The sequence below is a fragment of the Vibrio tapetis subsp. quintayensis genome, assembly GCF_030409945.1.
Classification (GTDB): domain Bacteria; phylum Pseudomonadota; class Gammaproteobacteria; order Enterobacterales; family Vibrionaceae; genus Vibrio; species Vibrio quintayensis.
Genome location: NZ_JAUFQV010000024.1, coordinates 127,005 through 145,896, shown reverse-complemented (window position 1 = coordinate 145,896; position 18,892 = coordinate 127,005). Strand labels below are relative to the sequence as shown.

Sequence of the window (18,892 nt, the reverse complement as noted above, 5' to 3'; positions counted from 1 at the left end):
TTTAAATGAGCTATTTAGCCCTAGCGCGTAAGTGGCGCCCGAACCAGTTCGACCAAGTCGTTGGTCAGGCTCACGTTCTTACGGCATTAGAAAATGCACTTAAGCAGAATCGTCTTCATCATGCCTACTTATTTAGTGGCACCCGTGGTGTGGGAAAGACCTCGATTGGACGCCTTTTTGCTAAAGGACTTAACTGTGAAACCGGGATCACGGCAACCCCTTGTGGTGAGTGCGCTACTTGTAAAGAAATCGATGAGGGCCGTTTCGTAGATTTACTCGAAATCGATGCCGCATCGCGTACAAAAGTCGAAGATACGCGAGAACTGCTAGATAACGTGCAGTACAAACCAGCTCGTGGGAGATTTAAAGTTTATCTGATTGATGAAGTGCACATGCTGTCGCGTCACAGCTTTAATGCATTACTCAAAACACTGGAAGAGCCACCGGAGTACGTCAAGTTTCTACTTGCGACAACGGATCCTCAAAAGCTACCAGTGACGATTCTGTCGCGCTGTTTGCAGTTTCACCTAAAGCCAATTAGCGTGGATCAAATCCACGAGCAGCTTGACCACATATTAGCAAATGAGCAAGTGACGACTGAAGCTCGTGCATTAGGGATGATCTCTCACGCCGCCGACGGAAGTATGCGAGACGCACTCAGCTTAACGGATCAGGCCATTGCGCTTGGTAACGGAGTCGTCAATGTTGACACCGTTTCTAATATGCTGGGTACTCTGGATACCGACCAAGCGATTCACCTGTTGGATGCGATCAGCAAAAAAAGTGCGTCTGTCGCTATGGATAAGTTGGATGCGTTGGCAAAAAATGGGGTGGAATGGGACGGCTTACTGCAACAGTTAGCCGCGCAGTTACATCGTATTGCTATGTACCAAGCGTTACCTGCTTCTCTTGATAAAGCGCAACCCGATGCGGAACAAATTGAAATGCTTTCGCAAGCTTTGTCTGCTCAAGACGTTCAACTCTATTACCAAATTGCAGTAAAAGGTCGTCAAGACATCCCCCTCGCACCGACTGCGAGAATGGGTGTCGAGATGGTTGTGTTACGAATGATGGCGTTTAAACCAGCACCAGTGCAAGCTCTGCCGATAGAAGTCAATGTTACGCAAGCACCAGCCACGCCCGTCGTCGCGCCTGCGTCACAATCAAACGGACAACCGGTTTCGCAGCCAGTGACACAACCTGTTATGCAGCAGGCAACGACACAGGCGCCAGCTATGCAGCCTGCTCCATCGATACCCGTGATTAATCCGAAGGCGAACCCGAACCGTAATCAACCGCAGTTTCAACAACCATCTTCAGAAGCGCCCCCGTCGCCTCATGAGATGATGCCGGCAGAGTATGCTCAATACGATGAGCAAGGCATGCAGTCAGCGCCACCGATGGGCTATGAGCAGCAACAATACACAAATGCACCACCGGTAGAGCAAACCGTGCAGCCGAGTGCAGCGGCACCTGAGAAAAAGTCGCCAATATCGGGCTTACGCCACCAGTTAAGAAGTAAAAGAGGCAGCAGTGCACCTGCGCCAAGCGGCTCTGGTTCTCTAAATTCAGGTGTTTCAAAAACTGGTGCTCCAAAAAAGGCTAGTGCGACTCCAGCAAATAAAAAGCAGACGGCCATTGAGCGTATCGCTCAACGAGCGCCATCTGGGCAGGCGTCGCGTCCTCAATTACCAGGCCCTGTCGATGAGGTTGTAAAAGATAATGAACCTTATCAATGGAAAGCGATCAAAGAAGTACCGGTTGAAGTAAAAAAAGAGCTGACACCAAGTGAATTAAAGCGAGCGCTAGAGCATATTAAAACCCCAGAGATGGCGTTGAAATTAGCCGAAGAGTCACTCGCTCAAGATCATTGGGCAGCGCTTGCAAATAAGTTAGAGACCGCAAAAATGGTTGAGCAGCTAGCGCTTAATTCATCGTTTAAGCAGCAAGGCAGCCAGGTTCAATTAACGTTGCGCCAAAGCCATGCACACTTGAATACAGAGAAAGCTCAGCAAGATTTAGCACAGAGCCTAAGTGATGTATTGGGCGAAGCATGTGAGCTGACTGTGAGCATCGGTGAAGATGGCCAAACGCCGCTGGAGTTAAGAGAAGCCCTGTATCAAGGTAAACTTCAGCAAGCTCACCAGAGCTTAAATGGCGATCATCATGTACAATTTATACAAAGACGTTTTGCTGCCGAGTTGGATAGAGACAGCGTAAGGCCAATTTAGTCGCGGCAAAATAACAGTTAATGCAGTGAATCGTGATTGATTTTATTAGATAACAAGTCAATAGTGATTCAACTTAATAGAGTAGAGGTTGAAAGCTGATGTTTTTAACCCCATAAATAACTCGTAACCCAATATAGACCAGAGAGAATAGCAATGTTTGGTAAAGGCGGTATGGGCAACTTGATGAAGCAAGCCCAGCAAATGCAAGATCGTATGCAGAAAATGCAAGAAGAAATCGCAACAATGGAAGTCACTGGTGAGTCTGGTGCTGGCCTTGTAAAAGTGACGATTACTGGCAGCCACAGCGTTCGTCGTGTCGACATTGATGAAAGCTTGATGGAAGACGACAAAGAAATGCTAGAAGACTTGATTGCAGCTGCATTCAACGACGCTTCTCGTCGCATTGAAGAAACGCAAAAAGAAAAGATGGGCTCTGTAACTGGAGGTATGCAACTACCACCGGGTATGAAGATGCCTTTCTAATCCTTAGTGGATGAAATTAAAACTCAACTAAGTAGATAAAAAATGCGTACCAGCCATATGCTGGAACAATTGATGGAGGCCTTACGTTGCTTACCTGGGGTTGGCCCCAAGTCGGCTCAGCGTATGGCCTTTCATTTGTTACAGCGAGATAGAAAAGGTGGTCTTCAACTAGCGGAAGCCTTAGCACAAGCAATGACTGAAATCGGCCATTGCAGTGAATGCCGCACGTTTACTGAAGAAGAAACCTGCAATATTTGTTTGAATCCTAAAAGACAAACTAACGGCCAATTATGTGTGGTGGAAAGTCCGTCAGACATCGCGGCTGTTGAAGCAACAGGTCAGTTTTCTGGTCGTTATTTTGTGTTAATGGGGCATTTGTCGCCATTGGATGGCATTGGCCCAAGTGATATCGGATTGGATGTACTCGATTACCGATTACGTCATGGTGATATTACGGAAGTGATTTTAGCAACCAACCCTACGGTAGAGGGTGAAGCAACGGCGCATTATATTGCCGAGTTGTGTCACGCCCATGAAGTTAATGCGACGCGTATTGCTCATGGTGTACCAATGGGGGGTGAGCTTGATTTAGTAGATGGAACAACTTTGTCCCATTCGTTACTGGGTCGACAAAAGCTCTAAGATGCGATCTTTATGAACTGACCTCCAATAATTGGATTACCAATTCATGGGGGTTTTTTTATGTCATTAATTCCAGTTCAGTGATCACCTTCATAGCATGTTCATTGGTACTGCCACAGATTGTCGGACAGGCTTTGAACATATGGCAGACCTTTGGTCGCTCGGGTTTTCCAAACAGCTTACACAGGTTGTCTTCATTTAACTGAATACAACGAACCCCAGCAGGCTTTCCATTTTCCATACCCGGAATTGATGATGAGATACTTGGGGCAATACAACATGCACCGCAATACAGTCTACATTCCATCTTTTATACTTAACCGAATCTTGAATTGGGGCGCGATGATAGCAGATTATTAACCGGAGTACATACGGGTGAAAAATAATCTTGCTTGAATTTTGGGCGCTACAGGGGTATAAAACGCCCCCCACTATCTAAACGAAGTAAATTCCATGACAGAGCAATTTTGGCAAACTAAAAAACTAGAACAAATGACCGAGACAGAGTGGGAGTCATTATGTGATGGTTGTGGTAAATGTTGCCTGCATAAATTGATGGATGAAGACAGTGACGAGGTGTATTACACCAATGTTGCTTGCAGCTGGCTCAACAACAAAACCTGTTCATGTAAAGATTACCCAAATCGATTCTCCTCTGGTGAAGAGTGCCTTAAACTCAGCCGAGAGAAAATCCATGAATTTCATTGGCTACCAGACACCTGCGCATACCGAGTACTGTCTGAAGGTGGGCAAATCCCTGTATGGCACCCATTGATCACAGGTTCGAAATCCGCCATGCACGCAGCCGGCGAAAGCGTTCGCAATAAAGTGGTATATGAAGTAGATGTGGTCGATTGGGAAGACCACATCTTGAACCATCCTAACCGCCAAAACTGATTTTAGAGAATAGGCCAGCGCTCGCTGGCCTATTTTTTTGTACGCACACCTTTCTTAAATAGACACACACGGAAAACGACTCGAAAGCAATATGTTAAGTGAGTAATGTCATCTGATATTTTCTATTGAATGTGGTGTTCTTTTCCAAAGAAAGGCATACAAATTGGTTGGTTTTAGGTAAATGTCGACTTTACTTTGAGCTTTAAACAAACGCCGTTAACCAGCTCAATGCTGGCGTGGTATCTGACGTAATGAAGTGGGGTGGGGCATCTATTTAAGTTGATAATAATGAATTTTTGATTTGTCTAGCGCGGATTTTGCCTGCTCGAGGCAGCAAGGAGCCCCGATTGCTGTCGAACGCCTTCGTTCTAATGTTGTGCAGACTTCCAACCAACTATTTGGGTTGAAGTTAAGCCTTTCTAAAATTGGTGGAAAATCTGAAGCCATTGATACTTTACCATCTCGAAACTGCCTTGCGGTCCAATCTACCAATTCTATGTAATCCATTAACCTAAAAGGAATCCCATCGCTCATCTTTTTGGTTGGATTTCCAATGAATGGATGCAAACATGGTGCGCTTTCAAGGTTGCTGTTAAGTGCCCTCAGTCTTGCTTGTATTGAGGTAAAGTCTGATTGCTCAGGGGTTGTCGCTATACCAGCACGAACAGGGTTTAAATCTACATACGTCATAGCTGCAGCTAAGGCTTTTTCATCAAGCAGTGCCTGGCTTTTGAAGCGGCTTTCCCAAAAGTGCCCTGTGCATTGGTCTTCTTGATTTGCTTTACATGCAATATCGTAGTTGAGTTCTTTCATGAACCAACTTAATGACCATAGTCTCTCTCTCCATACCTCTATGATTTCTTTGCATTTACTTTCTTCAGCTTGGCTCTTCAACTCTTTCCTCAGCCAGCGCTGAATTAATACGGGTAATTTATGGGTATGACCCCAGCGTTCAACCACATCATCAAGCGATAATTTAAGAGCTTTGTCTTTATTAATGTGCAAGACAGCATGATAGTGGTTGCTCATCACTGCATAGGCACATACATCAATGCAATAGGTATGGGTGAGTGACTGAATTTTATGTTCAATCCATTCTCTACGGTGTTCGTAGCTCATGTTAGTGGTGGTATCCTCACCACATAAATAGCTTTGTCTCACACACCTTGAAACGCAGTGATAGTAAGGAGTTGCATCGACCGAGATAAGTTGTTTTCTTGCGGTAGCCATGAAAGTTACCCATTAGTTTTTTACCAAGATAGCAATTGTGTTAAGTAGGAAAAGTTGGATGCATAGAATTGGGGTTGTATCGAGGTTAAGTCAGTCGTTTCGTCATACTATTTGGTGTGTGTCCTGTAATGCTCCTAACCACCAAAACTGATTTTAGAGAATAGGCCAGCGATCGCTGGCCTATTTTTTTATGCATTTCACGAGGTTTTTTCTTGCAGTACTAACTCAATAGCTATTGCCGATAATCTCAAACTGCTGTAAAACCATGGCTAAAAAATAGGAGTGCAGTTGCATGGCTGTAGTAGTAAGACAAGTCACGACCGATGATGCTCAGGGGATCATTGACGTTCTTAACCCCATTATTACAGAAGGTTTGTTCACGGTATTGGATAACACCTTTACCGTTAAAGAAGAAAAAGAATTCATTGACCAGTTTCCAAAGCGAGGCGTGTTTACCGTTGCGCTAAACCAAGGCAGCACTAAGGTTATCGGGTTTCAAAATATAGAGCCATTCGCTTCATACACCAAAGCGTTTGATCATGTGGGCATCATAGGGACATTTGTTTGTGGTGATAGCCGTGGACAAGGCGTTTCCAAGCAACTATTTCAATCGACATATGAAGTCGCAAGACAAAAAGGCTACGAAAAACTGTTTGCTTATGTTCGTAGCGATAATGAACGTGCCCTAGCAGCCTATAAAAAACAAGGTTTTGAAGTGGTTGGCATTGCGAAGAAACATGCCAAAATCGGTGACGTCTATGTGGATGAAGTCCTCATCGAAAAATTCTTGTAATCTGTTTAAGGCGGCCGAGGTATTGAATGAGTCGACGTTTGTGATTCTCGCCCTAAAATCCTTTAGAAACAGCTAAAGTGGCGGTGTCTTCTCCACGTATTGCTTTTACCAAGAGCATTAATAGTAAAACACCGGTAGCGGCCAAACCAATACCAATACCGGCCCAGATCCCACCTAGCCCATACTTATCGGCTAGCCACCAAGCGGCCGGTAAACCGACGACCCAATAGCCGATTGCCGTGAGCAGTGTTGGCGTGGCAACAATCTTCATTCCACGAAGTAGGTTTATCGCTAATAACTGCCAAGCGTCAACAATAAAACTCACCGCAACAATCCAAATGACTGCTGTTAATAGGTCGATCATCGCTTGATCCGTAAGACCAAAGAACGTAGCAACTAACCCAGGCCATGCAATGAAGATGGCAGAGAAGACCAAGCTAATAATACTGACAAGAATAAAGCTCTTAAATACGGTGCGCTTGATGCCCTCTGAATTATCCGCTCCGAAGTCTCTCCCTACTAAAATAGCCGCCGCTTGAGAGAAGCCAAAGTTTACATTCCAAGTGAAGCTTAAACATTGTAATAGGATTTGGTGTAGAGCGAGTGCCGCGATGCTGATGGTCCCAGCCATAAGTGTGCCGCCATAAATGAGCCCGTGCTCTAGTAAAGCGGCTGCGGCGATAGGTAAGCCCATTTTTAGCAATGGTAGAGTCAGTTTAATGGAATATTCTTCGAGGTTGCGCCAAGGTGCAAACTGCTGGTATTGAGCGTGGCTGAAGACCCAAGCGCCGTAACCTAGCATAACGATTGTCGCCGCCAAGGCTGTGCCTGCCCCTAAACCAGCCAAACCAAAGCCGAGTGGAAAGGCAAGAACATAGCTAACAGGGACGTTGAGAATCACCGTCGCGACAGACATCATCATGATGGAGCGCGCATTGCCAAGTGCGCTGGTTAATCCGCGAAGTACTAAAAGAAGCAGTGATGGCAGCATTGACCACTTCAAAGCGTTCACATATTCCATTGCTAGGTCGATGATCTCTTGAGGCTGTTGCGCCCATTCAAGCATATTAGGGGCAAATGCAAAAAGTGAGAGCAGAACAACCGACAAAATGACAGAGAGTAATACAGCCCCTTTGATTGCTAGGCGGATCTGTTGGTTGCCAAATTCAGGTCTAGATATGCGTTGCCCGTATGCGATGGCAATAAGGTTAGCAACGCAACCCACTGTGCTACTGGCAATCATGAAAATTAGAAAGAAGACGGACGCACCTAATCCTCCCGCGGCAATCGCGCTGACACTGATGCGAGACATCATCCAAACATCGGTTAATACTAACGCCATAGCAATGAGCTGGGAAATAACTAAAGGGAATGCGAGAGAGAGAATTTTTTTCATGACAGCTCCAAGTTGAATTCGGAACTTTAGGTGATTAACTATTCGCACTCAATTAATATTTATGCCACTCTGGTATTCCTTAAATGAATGCGAAACTGATATGACGCCATACGCCAATTTGCCATATTCACATAATGGCTTGAAAGCATTTGAATCTGTTGCTCGGTTCATGAGCTTTACTCAGGCTGCGGATGAGCTGAATGTGACCCAAAGTGCCGTTAGTAGGCAAGTAAAGCAATTAGAGCAAGACTTAAAGATTAAGCTGATAGAGCGAAAGCACCGTTCTATTGAACTAACTGTTGAGGGGTTGCAGTTATTCCAAGCTTTAAGGGATAACTACTTGTCGCTAGAGTCACTGATCGCATCTTGGCAAGAACCAAAACGAAAGCGTATTGTGATTAAGGCAACACTGAGCTTTGCAACCCGTGTGTTGATTTCAAAGGTGAGGGAGTTAAATGAGCGTTACCCAGAACATGAGATAGTGATCATCCCCTCGATCGAAGAAGATGAGTGTTTAGAAATACCAGATTACGACTTATTGATATTCCATACTCGCATTCGAGAGCGTTATCAGGGGCGAAGTAATATGTTCTTTTTAAGGGACGAATATATGGCGCCGGTTTGTGCATCGAATGTGGGAGATGTTGCATCGATATTAGCCATGCCTCGTATCCATTCAACACTCGATCACCATGATTGGAAAATGTGGCTGGCCGAGGAAAAAAAAGAAATACTGAATCCGGTTAGAAATACCACGTTCTTTACGTTGGACTTGGCTTTAAGTGCTTGTTTGTCAGGGCAGGGTGCAACGGTAACGGACCTGTTATTGATCTTGCCGGAGCTTGAACGAGAGTATCTTCGCTGCCCTCAAGGGGTTAGGGTTCAAAATAGTGCTTGGCAGTATTTGGTTCATCAACGTACACATACTCCTGAGATTGACGATCTTATTACTTGGCTTGTTCAGCAAACAGCGCAAGAAATTGACCAATTGCAACGGATTGCTAAGCAGCGGAATTGGCAGGGAGTCTTGTCTGACTAGTTGTCGTTGATATGAGATTTTGTATCCATTTTCTGTGGCTTTGTGTACTGAATTATCCGTAAATCTTACTTACACTGTACTCATCAGATAACAATGAGCAGGTGTGATGAACAAGATTCACTTTGATAATATTACGGATTACCACAAGCATTTGAGTAAGCCTGTACCGGCCCATCCACAATTTAGTGTGTCTACGGTAAAGTCGAATGCAGCTCAGTTTGGAGCGGAATGCGCAGCGACGAATACCATCATTAGCACCTCTTTTTATGCCATCTCTTTGAAAAATGTCATTTCTGGCGAACTGTTTTATGGCAAGACAAAATACGATTGTAGCAGCGGCACGATGCTTTTTTTTGCTCCTGGACAAGAGTTCCATACCAAAGGAATGAAGATAGAATCTGAGGGAAAGGTGATCCTTTTCCACGAAGACTTTGTTCGTACGCATGGTATTTACGATCAGATAAAAAGCAGCTCTTTTTTTAATTATGCGGCTAATGAAGCGCTTCATTTATCATCTGCTGAACAACGACGTATGCAAAAAGTGTTTGATGGGATAGAAGCTGAATATCATGCTAACTACGATGAATTTAGTCGTGAAATCATTCTTTCTCAGATTGGAGTGTTGCTGACTTACGCAGACCGCTTTTATCACCGCCAGTTTTTATTACGAAAAGAGTCGGATGCATCCATCTATACACAATTTTTGCACGCTTTTGATGAGTGCTTTGACGGTGCTTTTGACTGCGTGGGGCACCAAAGTATCCCGGCCATTACTGATATCGCAGCACGGCTTAACATGACGAGCCGGTATTTATCCGATGCACTTAAAGTTGAAACGGGTAAATCAGCCAAAGAATCTATTCAACTGTTATTAGTCGACAAAGCAAAAAATGCACTATTGAGTTCAGGTGACTCAGTCGCGACGATCGCTTACTCGCTAGGTTTTGAATACCCGCAATACTTTGCCCGTTTGTTTAAGAAAAAGGTTGGACTGACGCCGACTCAGTATCGAAACCAGACTCACTAATAGACTAACAATAAAGGAAGAAATTATGCAAAAAGTCGTATTGGTTACCGGAACGTCGACAGGGTTGGGCATCAGTATTGTTGTTAAGCTGGCCAATCTTGGTTACAAAGTGTTTGCAACGATGCGTAACCTAGAAAAAAAAGCGCAGTTAGAAGCGGCGGCGACCAATCTGGGTGTCGATATATCCATCAAACAACTGGATGTTCAAGACGGCGAAAGTATCGATCGTTGTGTGAGTGAAATTATCGCGGAACAAGGGCACATTGATGTATTGGTAAACAATGCGGGTGCCGGGTTTATTAGAACAACAGAACAAGCAACGGAAGACGAAATAAACTGGGTCATGGACGTTAATTTCATGGGGGTGGTTCGCTGTACAAAAGCGGTATTACCGCACATGCGATTGGCAAGAAGTGGCCATGTGGTCAATGTATCCTCGGTTGGTGGCTTAGTTGGTCAGCCTTTTAACGAAATATATTGTGCTGCTAAGTTTGCGCTAGAGGGTTATGTCGAATCGGTATCAACCTATATCACGCCTAATTTTAATGTGAACTTTACCAATGTAGAGCCTGGTGGTATCCAGTCAGAATTTGCCAGTAATGCACTTGCTCAATTCCAAGGCACAGGCGGAATGGCGGATGATGAATATCGCCCTATCTTAGAGAACTACATCGCTGGCGCACAAAATCGTACCGAGGGTGTGTATCAAACCTCGGATGAAGTGGCGGACGTTGTTATCGGCTGTATTGAAAGCTCTGAACCGCCGATTCGTATCCGTACTTCAGATTGGTCAAACGAATTCTGTGAACTAAAAACTCAAGCGGATCCTACGGGCAAACTGCAACAGCAAAAAATTATCGATACCTTGATGTAGCAGAGACGGTTTATGTGGCATAAAAAAAGGAGCATGTCGATGCTCCTTTTGAATGTCTGCGGTTAAATTTATTTATACTTTGTTGTGCAAACGGCGTGTTACCAGCAGCGCATGCTTATTGGTCTGCGCGAATTTTGCCAATGCGAGGATGCCTAAATCGATGAACGGCTCAATTAGAATCACACTCATGTAGGCAAGCCCAAAGCTCGCGATAGATTGTAGGTTTTCTGCACCCATTCCTTGGCCGTATAGCGCCCAAAATGCTACCCACACCACAATGCCACCTTGGTAGGAAACCGAAAGTCTAAATGCTTGGCTAAACGTTAAGTCAACATATGCTGTTTGTATAGGGATGACCTTTTTTGCCAGCAGAGACATTGCAAACAGTGGAACCAGCAAGGTAGTGACGTTCATACCAAATTGAGGTAAATCGAATGGAGCGAACAGCATGCCTTGAGTTAATAGTCCGAAAACAAGGCCGACACCAGCCGCAGCTGGCCCAAAAATGAGGAACAACGTCGAACCGAGAATCAAATGAACTTCAGACACGCCAATCGCATGGTGAGGCAATACTTCGAAAAAACCAAACACCAGCAGTGTGGCCACTAATGAACGCAACAATAACGAAAGTGACCCTCGAATAATCTTTTCTTGCCAGTAGATTGTGGCGAGGTAGCCTAATGCGCCCGTCGCGGTGGCGTAACTTAATATGATTTTTTCTGGGCTAACAAGCCCCGGTTCAATGTGCACAGTAAAGCTCCTTGGTTTTACATCCCCGTAAAACAGTCAGTGAGTTATGTGGGATTGAGTCAGTCTCCGGACTTAGCGCGACAAACCGCCTTCCCAGCCAATGGGCCAGTGGCGTGTTATCGATTCTTCCATGATGCGCGTACCGTTGCGGGGGCAGTGACTATAAAACTCGTCCTGAGTCGTCAGTCTTCCTATGGCAATGATGCCACTCAATCCCTTGATGTAGAAAGTAAACTTTCAGGAGCAGTATATTCTTAGATTAAACAATAATGATGATATCAATCAAAAAAGGTATTATTTAACTGAATGAATAAGGCCACGCGATATAGTGTGAACAAAGAGGGCGGCGAAGATGAGCAGATCGCGCGTGCATAAAATAAGGCCAAACGCTTAGTTTGCATCTGGCCTGACCGATTTTATGCTTGAATTAGAGCGGTATCCGCAACGATTTTGTTGAAGTCCATCCGTGCTGCTTGCGCTTTTTCAGACAATTCTTGTTTGCTGGTTTTAGCTTCAAGCACTCTATCAAGTAGAGATTGCAGTTCAGTCTTCATCTCTGCCGGTAAATGATGATCTTCAAATTCACCCACCTCGCAATGTTCTAAGGCATAAGCTCGAATACGTTTTCTCATGTTCATCACATCAGTTAGGGCTTCTCGCTCGTGTTCTGCGGCTTCTTGCGCAGCATCACGGCTTTTCTCAAAGCGAGCTAATGCCATGCCTTCGGCAGACCACGGGTCCATATCTGGCAATTCTTCAATATTAATGGTTGGCTCGACATAATCTTCTTGATGGCGAAGATCGAGGGAGGTAGCCCTTACCGCCGAAATCATTAGCATCACAGAGAGACCAAGTAGAGGTAACCCGCCTACGATTGCGGCAGTTTGCAAGGTGCTCAACCCACCGAGGAACATTAATACAGTCGGTAAAAGAGACAGTGTAAATGCCCAGAATAGTCGGTTCCAACGCATTGGTTCTTCTGTCACATCGTTCTGTACCACTGAAGCTAAAATGTAAGAGATAGAATCGAATGTGGTCGCGGTAAAAATCACACATAACAGGGTAAATACTGCAATGACAAGGGTGCTCATTGGCAGTTGGTCTAACATAGAGAAAATAGCTTTGGTTGCCCCTTGGTTGTTCAAGATCTCGACAACGTCTAACTGCCCTGAAAGCTGCAAAGATAAACCGTAGTTGCCTAAAATCATAAAGAACAAGAAGCAACCGAGTGAACCAAAGAAAATGGAACCCGATACCATTTGCTTAATTGTGCGGCCGCGGGAAATACGAGCGACAAAAAGCCCCATGCTTGGGGCGAAAACTAACCACCATGCCCAGTAGAAAATGGTCCAATCTTGTGGGAAATGGGTATTGTCAAAGGTGCCATAGCCACCGAAAGGTTCGGCCCATGTTGCCATAACGAAGAAATTAGAAAGCATACGGCCGAGTGAATCTAGACCGGTTTCTAACATGAAAATAGTTGGCCCAACCGCTAGGACGAAGCCAAGTAAGCCCATGGCTCCCCAGAAGTTGATATTGCTTAGGATCTTAATGCCTTTCTCAAGCCCAGCGTATGAGGAGTAAGCGAAGATCGCTGTGCAAACGAGTAACACTCCAATTTGGCTGACCGTTGTTTGTGGTATACCGAATAAATGGTGCAGACCTTCACCAATTAATGGAGCCGCTAGGCCCAAAGTAGTGGCAGCACCACCAAGCAAGCCAAAAATAAACAGCACATCAACGAGCTTGCCTAATGGGCCTTTACTGCGTTCTTCACCTAACACAGGCATCAATGCACTGGATACCTTTAATACAGGTTGTTTACGGACATAGAAAAAATACGCGATAGGCAAAGCGGGGATCAAATAGATAGACCACGCAATAGGGCCCCAGTGAAATAGGCCATAAGTTGCGGCCCAGCGAACGGCTTCTTCACTGCCGGGCTCTAGTTGAAATGGCGGTGATTGATAGTAATAAGCCCACTCGATACAACCCCAATAAAGAATACTGGCGCCGATACCACCGCAAAACAGCATTGCAGCCCATGATGCGGTTGCGAATTCAGGTTTCTCGTCGGCATCACCTAGTTTAATTTGGCCCATGTCGCTAAAAACGACGTATATCATAAAGAAGAAAGCACTGATCCCAAGGGTAAGGTAAAGAAACCCAAGTTTGTCGGTCATGAACGTTTTGGCGATCGCGATCCAGTGTGCTCCTTGTTCTGGGAACATGATCAAAGGAAAGGTAACAGCGATTAAAAGGGCGATGGCACCGAAAAAAGTCGGCTTATCAATAAGCGCAAAAGATTTGTTCACGGTTGGTATCCATAAAAGTGTGGGTGCTAATTATGGAGAGAGAGAGGGGAGAACAACAAATGCAGTTATCTATCATGAAGATAAAAGGATTTTGTAGGCAGAGATAAAGGCGCTATATGTCGAGGTAATATTGGATCTCTAGGCGCAGAAAAGGCACGTCAATGAGGTGCGTGCAGAAACAAGCCGTCGCGATTACGCTAGTGCTCTTTGAACCTGTTGCTCGTATGCCAGTGCCCGATTAGGCAAGCAGTAAGAACAAACCGCCAACCGTTGCCGCTGCGGACAAGTATTGCCCAGCAGAATAGGATGCATCGGTTTCTTCTTTAAAGTTGTCTGGGTGATCCATCCCCAAAGCGCCGTGAGTAAAGGATTCTACTTTATCTGATACGGTTTTATCCTGAGCTTCGGACTTCTTGGCATCGAGTTCAATTTGTTGGAGAGCCGCAAGCAGCGCCTTACCTTCAGCGGAAAGCGTTACCTTAGTCAGTTGCGCCTTTGTTTGCGAAGGTGCAGCGTCGATGGCAGCTTTATCTTTAGGCGCAGTCGGCACCGTTGTTTGGCTGGTGTTCATCTTAGCTGTATCCGCTCCAATGGATGTCATAATACGCTCCTTTTCTTTCCTTGATTACTTATCGGCCAATCATGTAAAAACTTTTGGTTTTTTGCATTGATTAGCCAGATAGTCATGGGGTAAATCATACCTAAACCTATGTGAGGAATAGTTAAGCAAGTATGATGCCCAGTTCTCAAAGGGCGTTATTTGTAACGACGTTATTATTAGTGTTGCCGAGCTCTTAGCAACAGCATTAAGAAGTAAACACCACCGATGACAGAGACTAAGGTTCCTGCGGCAATTTGGCTTGGATAAATGGCGACTTGCCCAGCCCAATCTGCAAAGGCGAGTAACGCAGAACCTGCTAAACCAGCGACGATTAATTGTTGATGGGATTTTCTTGCTCCAATCATGACTGCAATATGAGGTGCAAGCAGGCCAACAAAGGCAACGGGTCCCATTGTTGCGGTGACGAGTGCGGTTAGTAAGGCAGAAAGTACCAATAGTAATGCGAAAGAAAGTGGTACGTTGAGTCCTCTTGAAGATGCAAAACGCCTGCCTCCGGATATAAGCGTTAGCCATCGATGTAACCCAAGGATCAAGCAAGACAAAATGAGCACGCAGGCACACAGAAATAACGCACTGTCGCCGGATACTCTATAGGTCGAGCCGGAAAGCCAAGTGAGTAACATATAAGAGGTTTCGTTACCCTGTGCCAGTACTAACTGGATCAAGGAGTCGACCAAAGCTGACAGTGAGATGCCCGTTAATATCACAATGGATGGCGCATAATTGTTGCGTTTTACCAGCCATAACAGCGCAATAAGTACCGCTAAACTGCCCGTAAACGCAAGCCCCATTGAAAAGACATTTGAATTGGTGCCATAGATTAAAAAGCCAATCACTAAAAATAAGCTGGCCCCTGAAGAGACACCGAGAATATCTGGGCTGGCTAATGGGTTATAAATAATTCGTTGTAATACTGTCCCCGCAATGGCTAACCCAAACCCTGCACTGAGTGCCGTGAGTAGCCTAGGCCAGCGTTGCGCCCAGTTAAAAGCGTCAGGCATGGCAAAGCGCCAAGTATCACCAGCAACAAATAAGTGAAGAACCATAGCCATCGCGACAAAGCCGACCATGATACCTAGAGTGTTAACGCTAAAATTCATTTGGCTTGCAGGTAACTTCAGGCTGAGTTGATCATTCGCAGTTAATCGCTTTCTTACTAGCCATATTAAAATTGGTGCTCCGATAAGCGCGGTTGCGGTGCCTGTTGGAATAATATTTATAGAAACGAAACTTAGGTTTTGAGCCAAAGTGTCGGTGGCTAATAGCAATACGGCTCCCATAAGCGCGCTTAATCGTAATTCGGCGGAGGGTGTGCGAGCACCTAAAGAACGAGCGATATTCGGAGCGATAAGCCCGATAAAACTGATAACACCAACATGAGAGATTGCCGCAGATAATAGCCATAATGCAGCAACGAACAACAGTAAAAATGCCGGAACGAGGCTAAGTCCACGGGCTTTTGCTGTGTTATGTCCTAAACGAAGCAGAGCTAATACTCGCGGCGCGAAAAGAATAATCGGGAGTGCAATTAGTAAGTGGGGCAAGAGTTGTGTTACAGATTGCCAACCGTTTTGAGCTAAGTCTCCAGCCCCCCAAATAAACAGATCACGAGCAAACTGATCGTTAAGTAAGATAATGCTGGTGGCTAAGGCACCAAACAAGATATTGACTGACATACCCGCCAAAATAACGGGTAAGCCTGACAGGTTCTTGAAACCGACGATCAGCACAACCAACGTCAAGCTAACAAGGGCACCCACAAAAGGGATGAGCGAGCCATATTGCGCAGCGAAAGAGGGCGCCCAGACACCTGCAGCCACGAGAGCGAGCCAAGCGCCAGAAGTTGTGCCAAGTGTTAGCGGGGAAACCATCGGATTCTGAGTCAGCTGTTGTAATAAGCTGCCCACCAATCCTAATACCGCACCAATACAAATTGAGATAGCCAGCCTAGGCAGTTGCGCTTCAACAAATAGAATTTGTTCAAAACTTTGCGGTTCAAATACTGGCGTCGTCATGAAATCAATCAATACAACCCATTGCTGGCTAGGGGGTAAGCTACTGCCTGTTGTGATGGCAATGCTCAGCAACAGAGCAATGCCGCCAAATACGCAAGAATAACGAAACAGCATTACTGAATATCACCCTTTTGAGCCATGGCTTTTAGGCTGTCTGATAAAACTTCGGCTACATAAAGCAAAGACATTGCTCCTCCGTAGTTCCAAGCGGGTTCGACAGCCGCTACCTTGTTATTTTTCACAAACGGCATCGCTTGCCACATTACTGAGCTTTGCAGTTCTTTTTCTTGGTGGAAAGGTTTGAAGTAAAGGGCTAGGCCATCACCAATTTGGTACAAGTCTTTGACGCGTTTTTGGGTGACACCCCATTGGCTAGCAGGCATAGGGATCGCGGCTTCGAATCCCAATTTGTTAAGAGCATACATAGTGCTGGAATTGTCGCCATAAAGGTAAATGGTGGTGGTACTAGCAAAGCGAAAAACTGAAATTTTTGGTTTTTCATTTGGGTAAATCTCAGCAAGTTCTGATTTGAGTTCATCCAGTCGGTGATGCATTTGGTCTAACTTTTCTTGAGCACGTTGCTCTTTTCCTACGGCAACGGCGATCGACTGAAAGTGTTCAATCGACTTTTCAATGTTGTTGTGGTCGGTTTTATACGTTTCATAGACCAGCACGGGCGCAATTTTCTCAAGCTTTTCTATCAGCGGTTGTTGGGGGCCTGCGATAATAATAAGGTCGGGGTTTAGTTTTGCCAGTTCTGATAAATTTGGTTCCATTCGGGTGCCGATATCATGAACTGAATTAGGGATAGCGGGTTTAACAACCCACTCACGGTAGCCGTTAATATCCGGTATGGCGATGGGGGTTACGTCTAACTCAAGCAGTTGTTCCGCTATGTCCCAATTCAGAGCAGCAACGCGCACAGCGGGCTTGTCTAAATGATGCGAACCTAAGCTGTCGTTAACTTGAATTTGAGCAAAGCAAGTCAGCGTGAAGCTCGTTAATGCAATGAATGACAAAAATCGAGTTAACATACAACGGCTACCTTATGGTGATGAGTTGGGTGGTCAATAAGTTTGATTTGGGTCGAGTATAAGGATGAAAGCCGCTGCTCATCGAGCAATAGGTCACTTTCTCCTTGGAACAGTACCTGGCCACTATGCAGCGCGACGACATGGGTCGAAAAGCGCAATGCTAAGTTGAGATCGTGCAAGATCACCAAAATGCCTTTGCCGGTTTCTTGGTTCAGTGTTTTAAGTAGCTGCAGTACTTGGTATTGATGCTGCACATCCAACGCTGATGTCGGTTCGTCTAGGATTAAAAACTGGGATTGTTGAGCCAGCAACATTGCGATCCAAGCTCGTTGGCGCTCTCCCCCTGATAGGCTCGAGGTGAGGTGATTTTTGTATTGCTCAATGCCCGTGTCATGCAGCGCTTGTTTTACAATTTCGTGATCGTGTTCTTTCCATTGGCCAAAGACCCCTCGCCACGGAAAACGGCCTAGTCGAACGACTTCTTCTACATTGAGCCCATCCACTTCAGGCAATGTTTGTGGCAAAAGCGCAACTTCTTTTGCCAGCGCTTTGTGGGAATACTGAGAAAGAGCTTTACCGTTCAATTGGACCGAGCCTTGCTCTGGCGCAAATTCGTTAGCAAGAAGATTGACCAGAGTCGATTTTCCCGAGCCGTTATGACCTAAGACGACGGTAAAGCCATGAGGGTCAATCGTTAACTGATCGATATCGAGTATGGTTCGTTGGTCCCGAATGACTTTAGTTTGCGACAATTGATACATGCATCTGTTCTTTATTTTTGTAGTGACGGGGACAGTCTGCGCATAGCTGACCACTTTTGGTTTTATAAACTAAGCAACACGATTTTCTCTGGTAGTAAGTGTCCTGCTCTTGCTGGTATATCGCGTCGATTCTTTCAGTCGGCAGATCCAACGCCGTTAGCCATAATTGGGCGTGTTGCTTAATTTGTTGTTGTGTAAAGTTTGATATGATTTTGGAGGCACGAATGCAGCAACTAATGATGAGATCGACCAGTAAATGGCGAACAAACCCAGGGCGACAGCGAGACAGCGTGTCTATTTGGTGCCTGTAATCTTCAAGTAGATGAGCCAACTGTTTACCGACAATAGTAATTAAGTCTGGAATGCTAGCGTGTTGGTGCTCGTGATTGAAAAAATGGAACCCGGCGACGTAGTCTCCGTTTCGTTGTTGCGAGAACTGAGTGAAATTTGGCGCAGTATGAAAACCGTAAACACTAATAAAAGCAATATAAACAGGCTGCCAAACCGAGACATCCCAAGTGCGAGAAAGCCAATAGCTGTGCCCTGCCTCTGGGGAAGATTCTGCAATATTCTGATAAAGCTCTGAAAAAAAGGCGGCGTTGTCTTTACCTCCTTGTAGGTTGGCATCGTTTGGTTTACCGATAGAGCCGACTAAATAGGGCGAAACTTGCAGGCAAGCTTGGAATAACTGGTCATGAAATTCTGGGTGGTCGTCGTTCATTATTGTCTCAGGGTCTTCATCGCATAAAAGGGATAAGCAACGCTTCGCCTATCCCTTGGGGT

Annotated in this window: 18 protein-coding genes and 1 riboswitch; of the genes, 8 read left to right on the top strand and 10 right to left on the bottom strand. The window is 45.4% G+C overall.

Annotated features, from left to right (window positions below; genetic code table 11):
• Window positions 1–5 precede the first annotated feature (5 nt).
• The 3 genes from dnaX to recR all read left to right on the top strand — a co-directional run bounded on the left by dnaX (window position 6) and on the right by recR (window position 3,356).
• Complete coding sequence (dnaX, locus tag QWZ04_RS09465) at window positions 6–2,231, top strand: DNA polymerase III subunit gamma/tau (protein ID WP_290327299.1); 2,226 nt, start codon at window positions 6–8, stop codon at window positions 2,229–2,231.
• Window positions 2,232–2,384: 153 nt separating this feature from the next.
• Window positions 2,385–2,714 (top strand): YbaB/EbfC family nucleoid-associated protein, encoded by a 330-nt coding sequence (locus tag QWZ04_RS09460; protein ID WP_102522668.1) that lies wholly within the window; start codon window positions 2,385–2,387, stop codon window positions 2,712–2,714.
• Window positions 2,715–2,756: 42 nt separating this feature from the next.
• Window positions 2,757–3,356, top strand: a complete 600-nt coding sequence (gene recR, locus QWZ04_RS09455) for a recombination mediator RecR (RefSeq protein ID WP_102522667.1) — start codon at window positions 2,757–2,759, stop codon at window positions 3,354–3,356.
• A gap of 58 nt (window positions 3,357–3,414) precedes the next feature.
• Here the strand turns inward: recR and QWZ04_RS09450 are convergent, their stop codons facing one another.
• On the bottom strand, window positions 3,415–3,663 hold the full coding sequence (locus tag QWZ04_RS09450; RefSeq protein ID WP_102522665.1) for a YkgJ family cysteine cluster protein: 249 nt from the start codon (window positions 3,661–3,663) through the stop codon (window positions 3,415–3,417).
• Window positions 3,664–3,809: 146 nt separating this feature from the next.
• Here QWZ04_RS09450 and QWZ04_RS09445 point away from each other — a divergent pair, with 146 nt between their 5' ends.
• Window positions 3,810–4,253 (top strand): YcgN family cysteine cluster protein, encoded by a 444-nt coding sequence (locus QWZ04_RS09445; protein WP_290327293.1) that lies wholly within the window; start codon window positions 3,810–3,812, stop codon window positions 4,251–4,253.
• A 270-nt stretch (window positions 4,254–4,523) separates the two neighbouring features.
• Here the strand turns inward: QWZ04_RS09445 and QWZ04_RS09440 are convergent, their stop codons facing one another.
• Window positions 4,524–5,483, bottom strand: a complete 960-nt coding sequence (locus QWZ04_RS09440) for a transposase (RefSeq protein ID WP_290327292.1) — start codon at window positions 5,481–5,483, stop codon at window positions 4,524–4,526.
• A gap of 292 nt (window positions 5,484–5,775) precedes the next feature.
• Between QWZ04_RS09440 and QWZ04_RS09435 the strand changes: the two genes are divergently transcribed.
• Window positions 5,776–6,276 (top strand): GNAT family N-acetyltransferase, encoded by a 501-nt coding sequence (locus QWZ04_RS09435; protein ID WP_290327290.1) that lies wholly within the window; start codon window positions 5,776–5,778, stop codon window positions 6,274–6,276.
• 52 nt (window positions 6,277–6,328) lie between these two features.
• Here the strand turns inward: QWZ04_RS09435 and QWZ04_RS09430 are convergent, their stop codons facing one another.
• The gene (locus QWZ04_RS09430) at window positions 6,329–7,672 is read right to left on the bottom strand and encodes an MATE family efflux transporter (protein WP_290327287.1); all 1,344 of its coding nucleotides are present in this window, start codon (window positions 7,670–7,672) and stop codon (window positions 6,329–6,331) included.
• 100 nt (window positions 7,673–7,772) lie between these two features.
• Here QWZ04_RS09430 and QWZ04_RS09425 point away from each other — a divergent pair, with 100 nt between their 5' ends.
• From QWZ04_RS09425 to QWZ04_RS09415, 3 genes are all read left to right on the top strand, one after another.
• Window positions 7,773–8,711 (top strand): LysR family transcriptional regulator, encoded by a 939-nt coding sequence (locus tag QWZ04_RS09425; RefSeq protein ID WP_290327285.1) that lies wholly within the window; start codon window positions 7,773–7,775, stop codon window positions 8,709–8,711.
• Window positions 8,712–8,817: 106 nt separating this feature from the next.
• Window positions 8,818–9,738, top strand: a complete 921-nt coding sequence (locus QWZ04_RS09420; protein WP_290327283.1) for a helix-turn-helix domain-containing protein — start codon at window positions 8,818–8,820, stop codon at window positions 9,736–9,738.
• Window positions 9,739–9,763: 25 nt separating this feature from the next.
• A complete protein-coding gene (locus QWZ04_RS09415; RefSeq protein WP_290327281.1) occupies window positions 9,764–10,612 on the top strand; it encodes an SDR family oxidoreductase in 849 nt (282 codons plus the stop codon).
• A 72-nt stretch (window positions 10,613–10,684) separates the two neighbouring features.
• Here QWZ04_RS09415 and QWZ04_RS09410 read toward each other — a convergent pair whose 3' ends face one another.
• From QWZ04_RS09410 to QWZ04_RS09380, 7 genes are all read right to left on the bottom strand, one after another.
• Window positions 10,685–11,362: an energy-coupling factor ABC transporter permease gene (locus QWZ04_RS09410; protein ID WP_290327279.1), complete on the bottom strand. Its 678-nt coding sequence runs from the start codon at window positions 11,360–11,362 to the stop codon at window positions 10,685–10,687.
• Window positions 11,363–11,402: 40 nt separating this feature from the next.
• Window positions 11,403–11,590, bottom strand: a riboswitch (cobalamin riboswitch).
• A gap of 188 nt (window positions 11,591–11,778) precedes the next feature.
• The gene (locus QWZ04_RS09405) at window positions 11,779–13,677 is read right to left on the bottom strand and encodes a BCCT family transporter (RefSeq protein ID WP_290327277.1); all 1,899 of its coding nucleotides are present in this window, start codon (window positions 13,675–13,677) and stop codon (window positions 11,779–11,781) included.
• Window positions 13,678–13,915: 238 nt separating this feature from the next.
• A complete protein-coding gene (locus tag QWZ04_RS09400; RefSeq protein WP_290327276.1) occupies window positions 13,916–14,278 on the bottom strand; it encodes a hypothetical protein in 363 nt (120 codons plus the stop codon).
• A gap of 176 nt (window positions 14,279–14,454) precedes the next feature.
• Window positions 14,455–16,428, bottom strand: a complete 1,974-nt coding sequence (gene fhuB / locus QWZ04_RS09395; RefSeq protein ID WP_290327274.1) for a Fe(3+)-hydroxamate ABC transporter permease FhuB — start codon at window positions 16,426–16,428, stop codon at window positions 14,455–14,457.
• Window positions 16,428–17,348 carry an iron-siderophore ABC transporter substrate-binding protein gene (locus QWZ04_RS09390; RefSeq protein WP_290327272.1) on the bottom strand — a complete coding sequence of 307 codons (921 nt, stop codon included), beginning with the start codon at window positions 17,346–17,348 and terminating at the stop codon, window positions 16,428–16,430. The genes fhuB and QWZ04_RS09390 overlap by 1 nt, the downstream gene beginning before the upstream one ends.
• Window positions 17,342–18,109 (bottom strand): ABC transporter ATP-binding protein, encoded by a 768-nt coding sequence (locus QWZ04_RS09385; protein ID WP_290327270.1) that lies wholly within the window; start codon window positions 18,107–18,109, stop codon window positions 17,342–17,344. Before QWZ04_RS09385 ends, QWZ04_RS09390 begins: the two co-directional genes overlap by 7 nt.
• Window positions 18,087–18,830: a siderophore ferric iron reductase gene (locus tag QWZ04_RS09380; RefSeq protein ID WP_290327268.1), complete on the bottom strand. Its 744-nt coding sequence runs from the start codon at window positions 18,828–18,830 to the stop codon at window positions 18,087–18,089. Before QWZ04_RS09380 ends, QWZ04_RS09385 begins: the two co-directional genes overlap by 23 nt.
• Window positions 18,831–18,892: the final 62 nt, after the last annotated feature.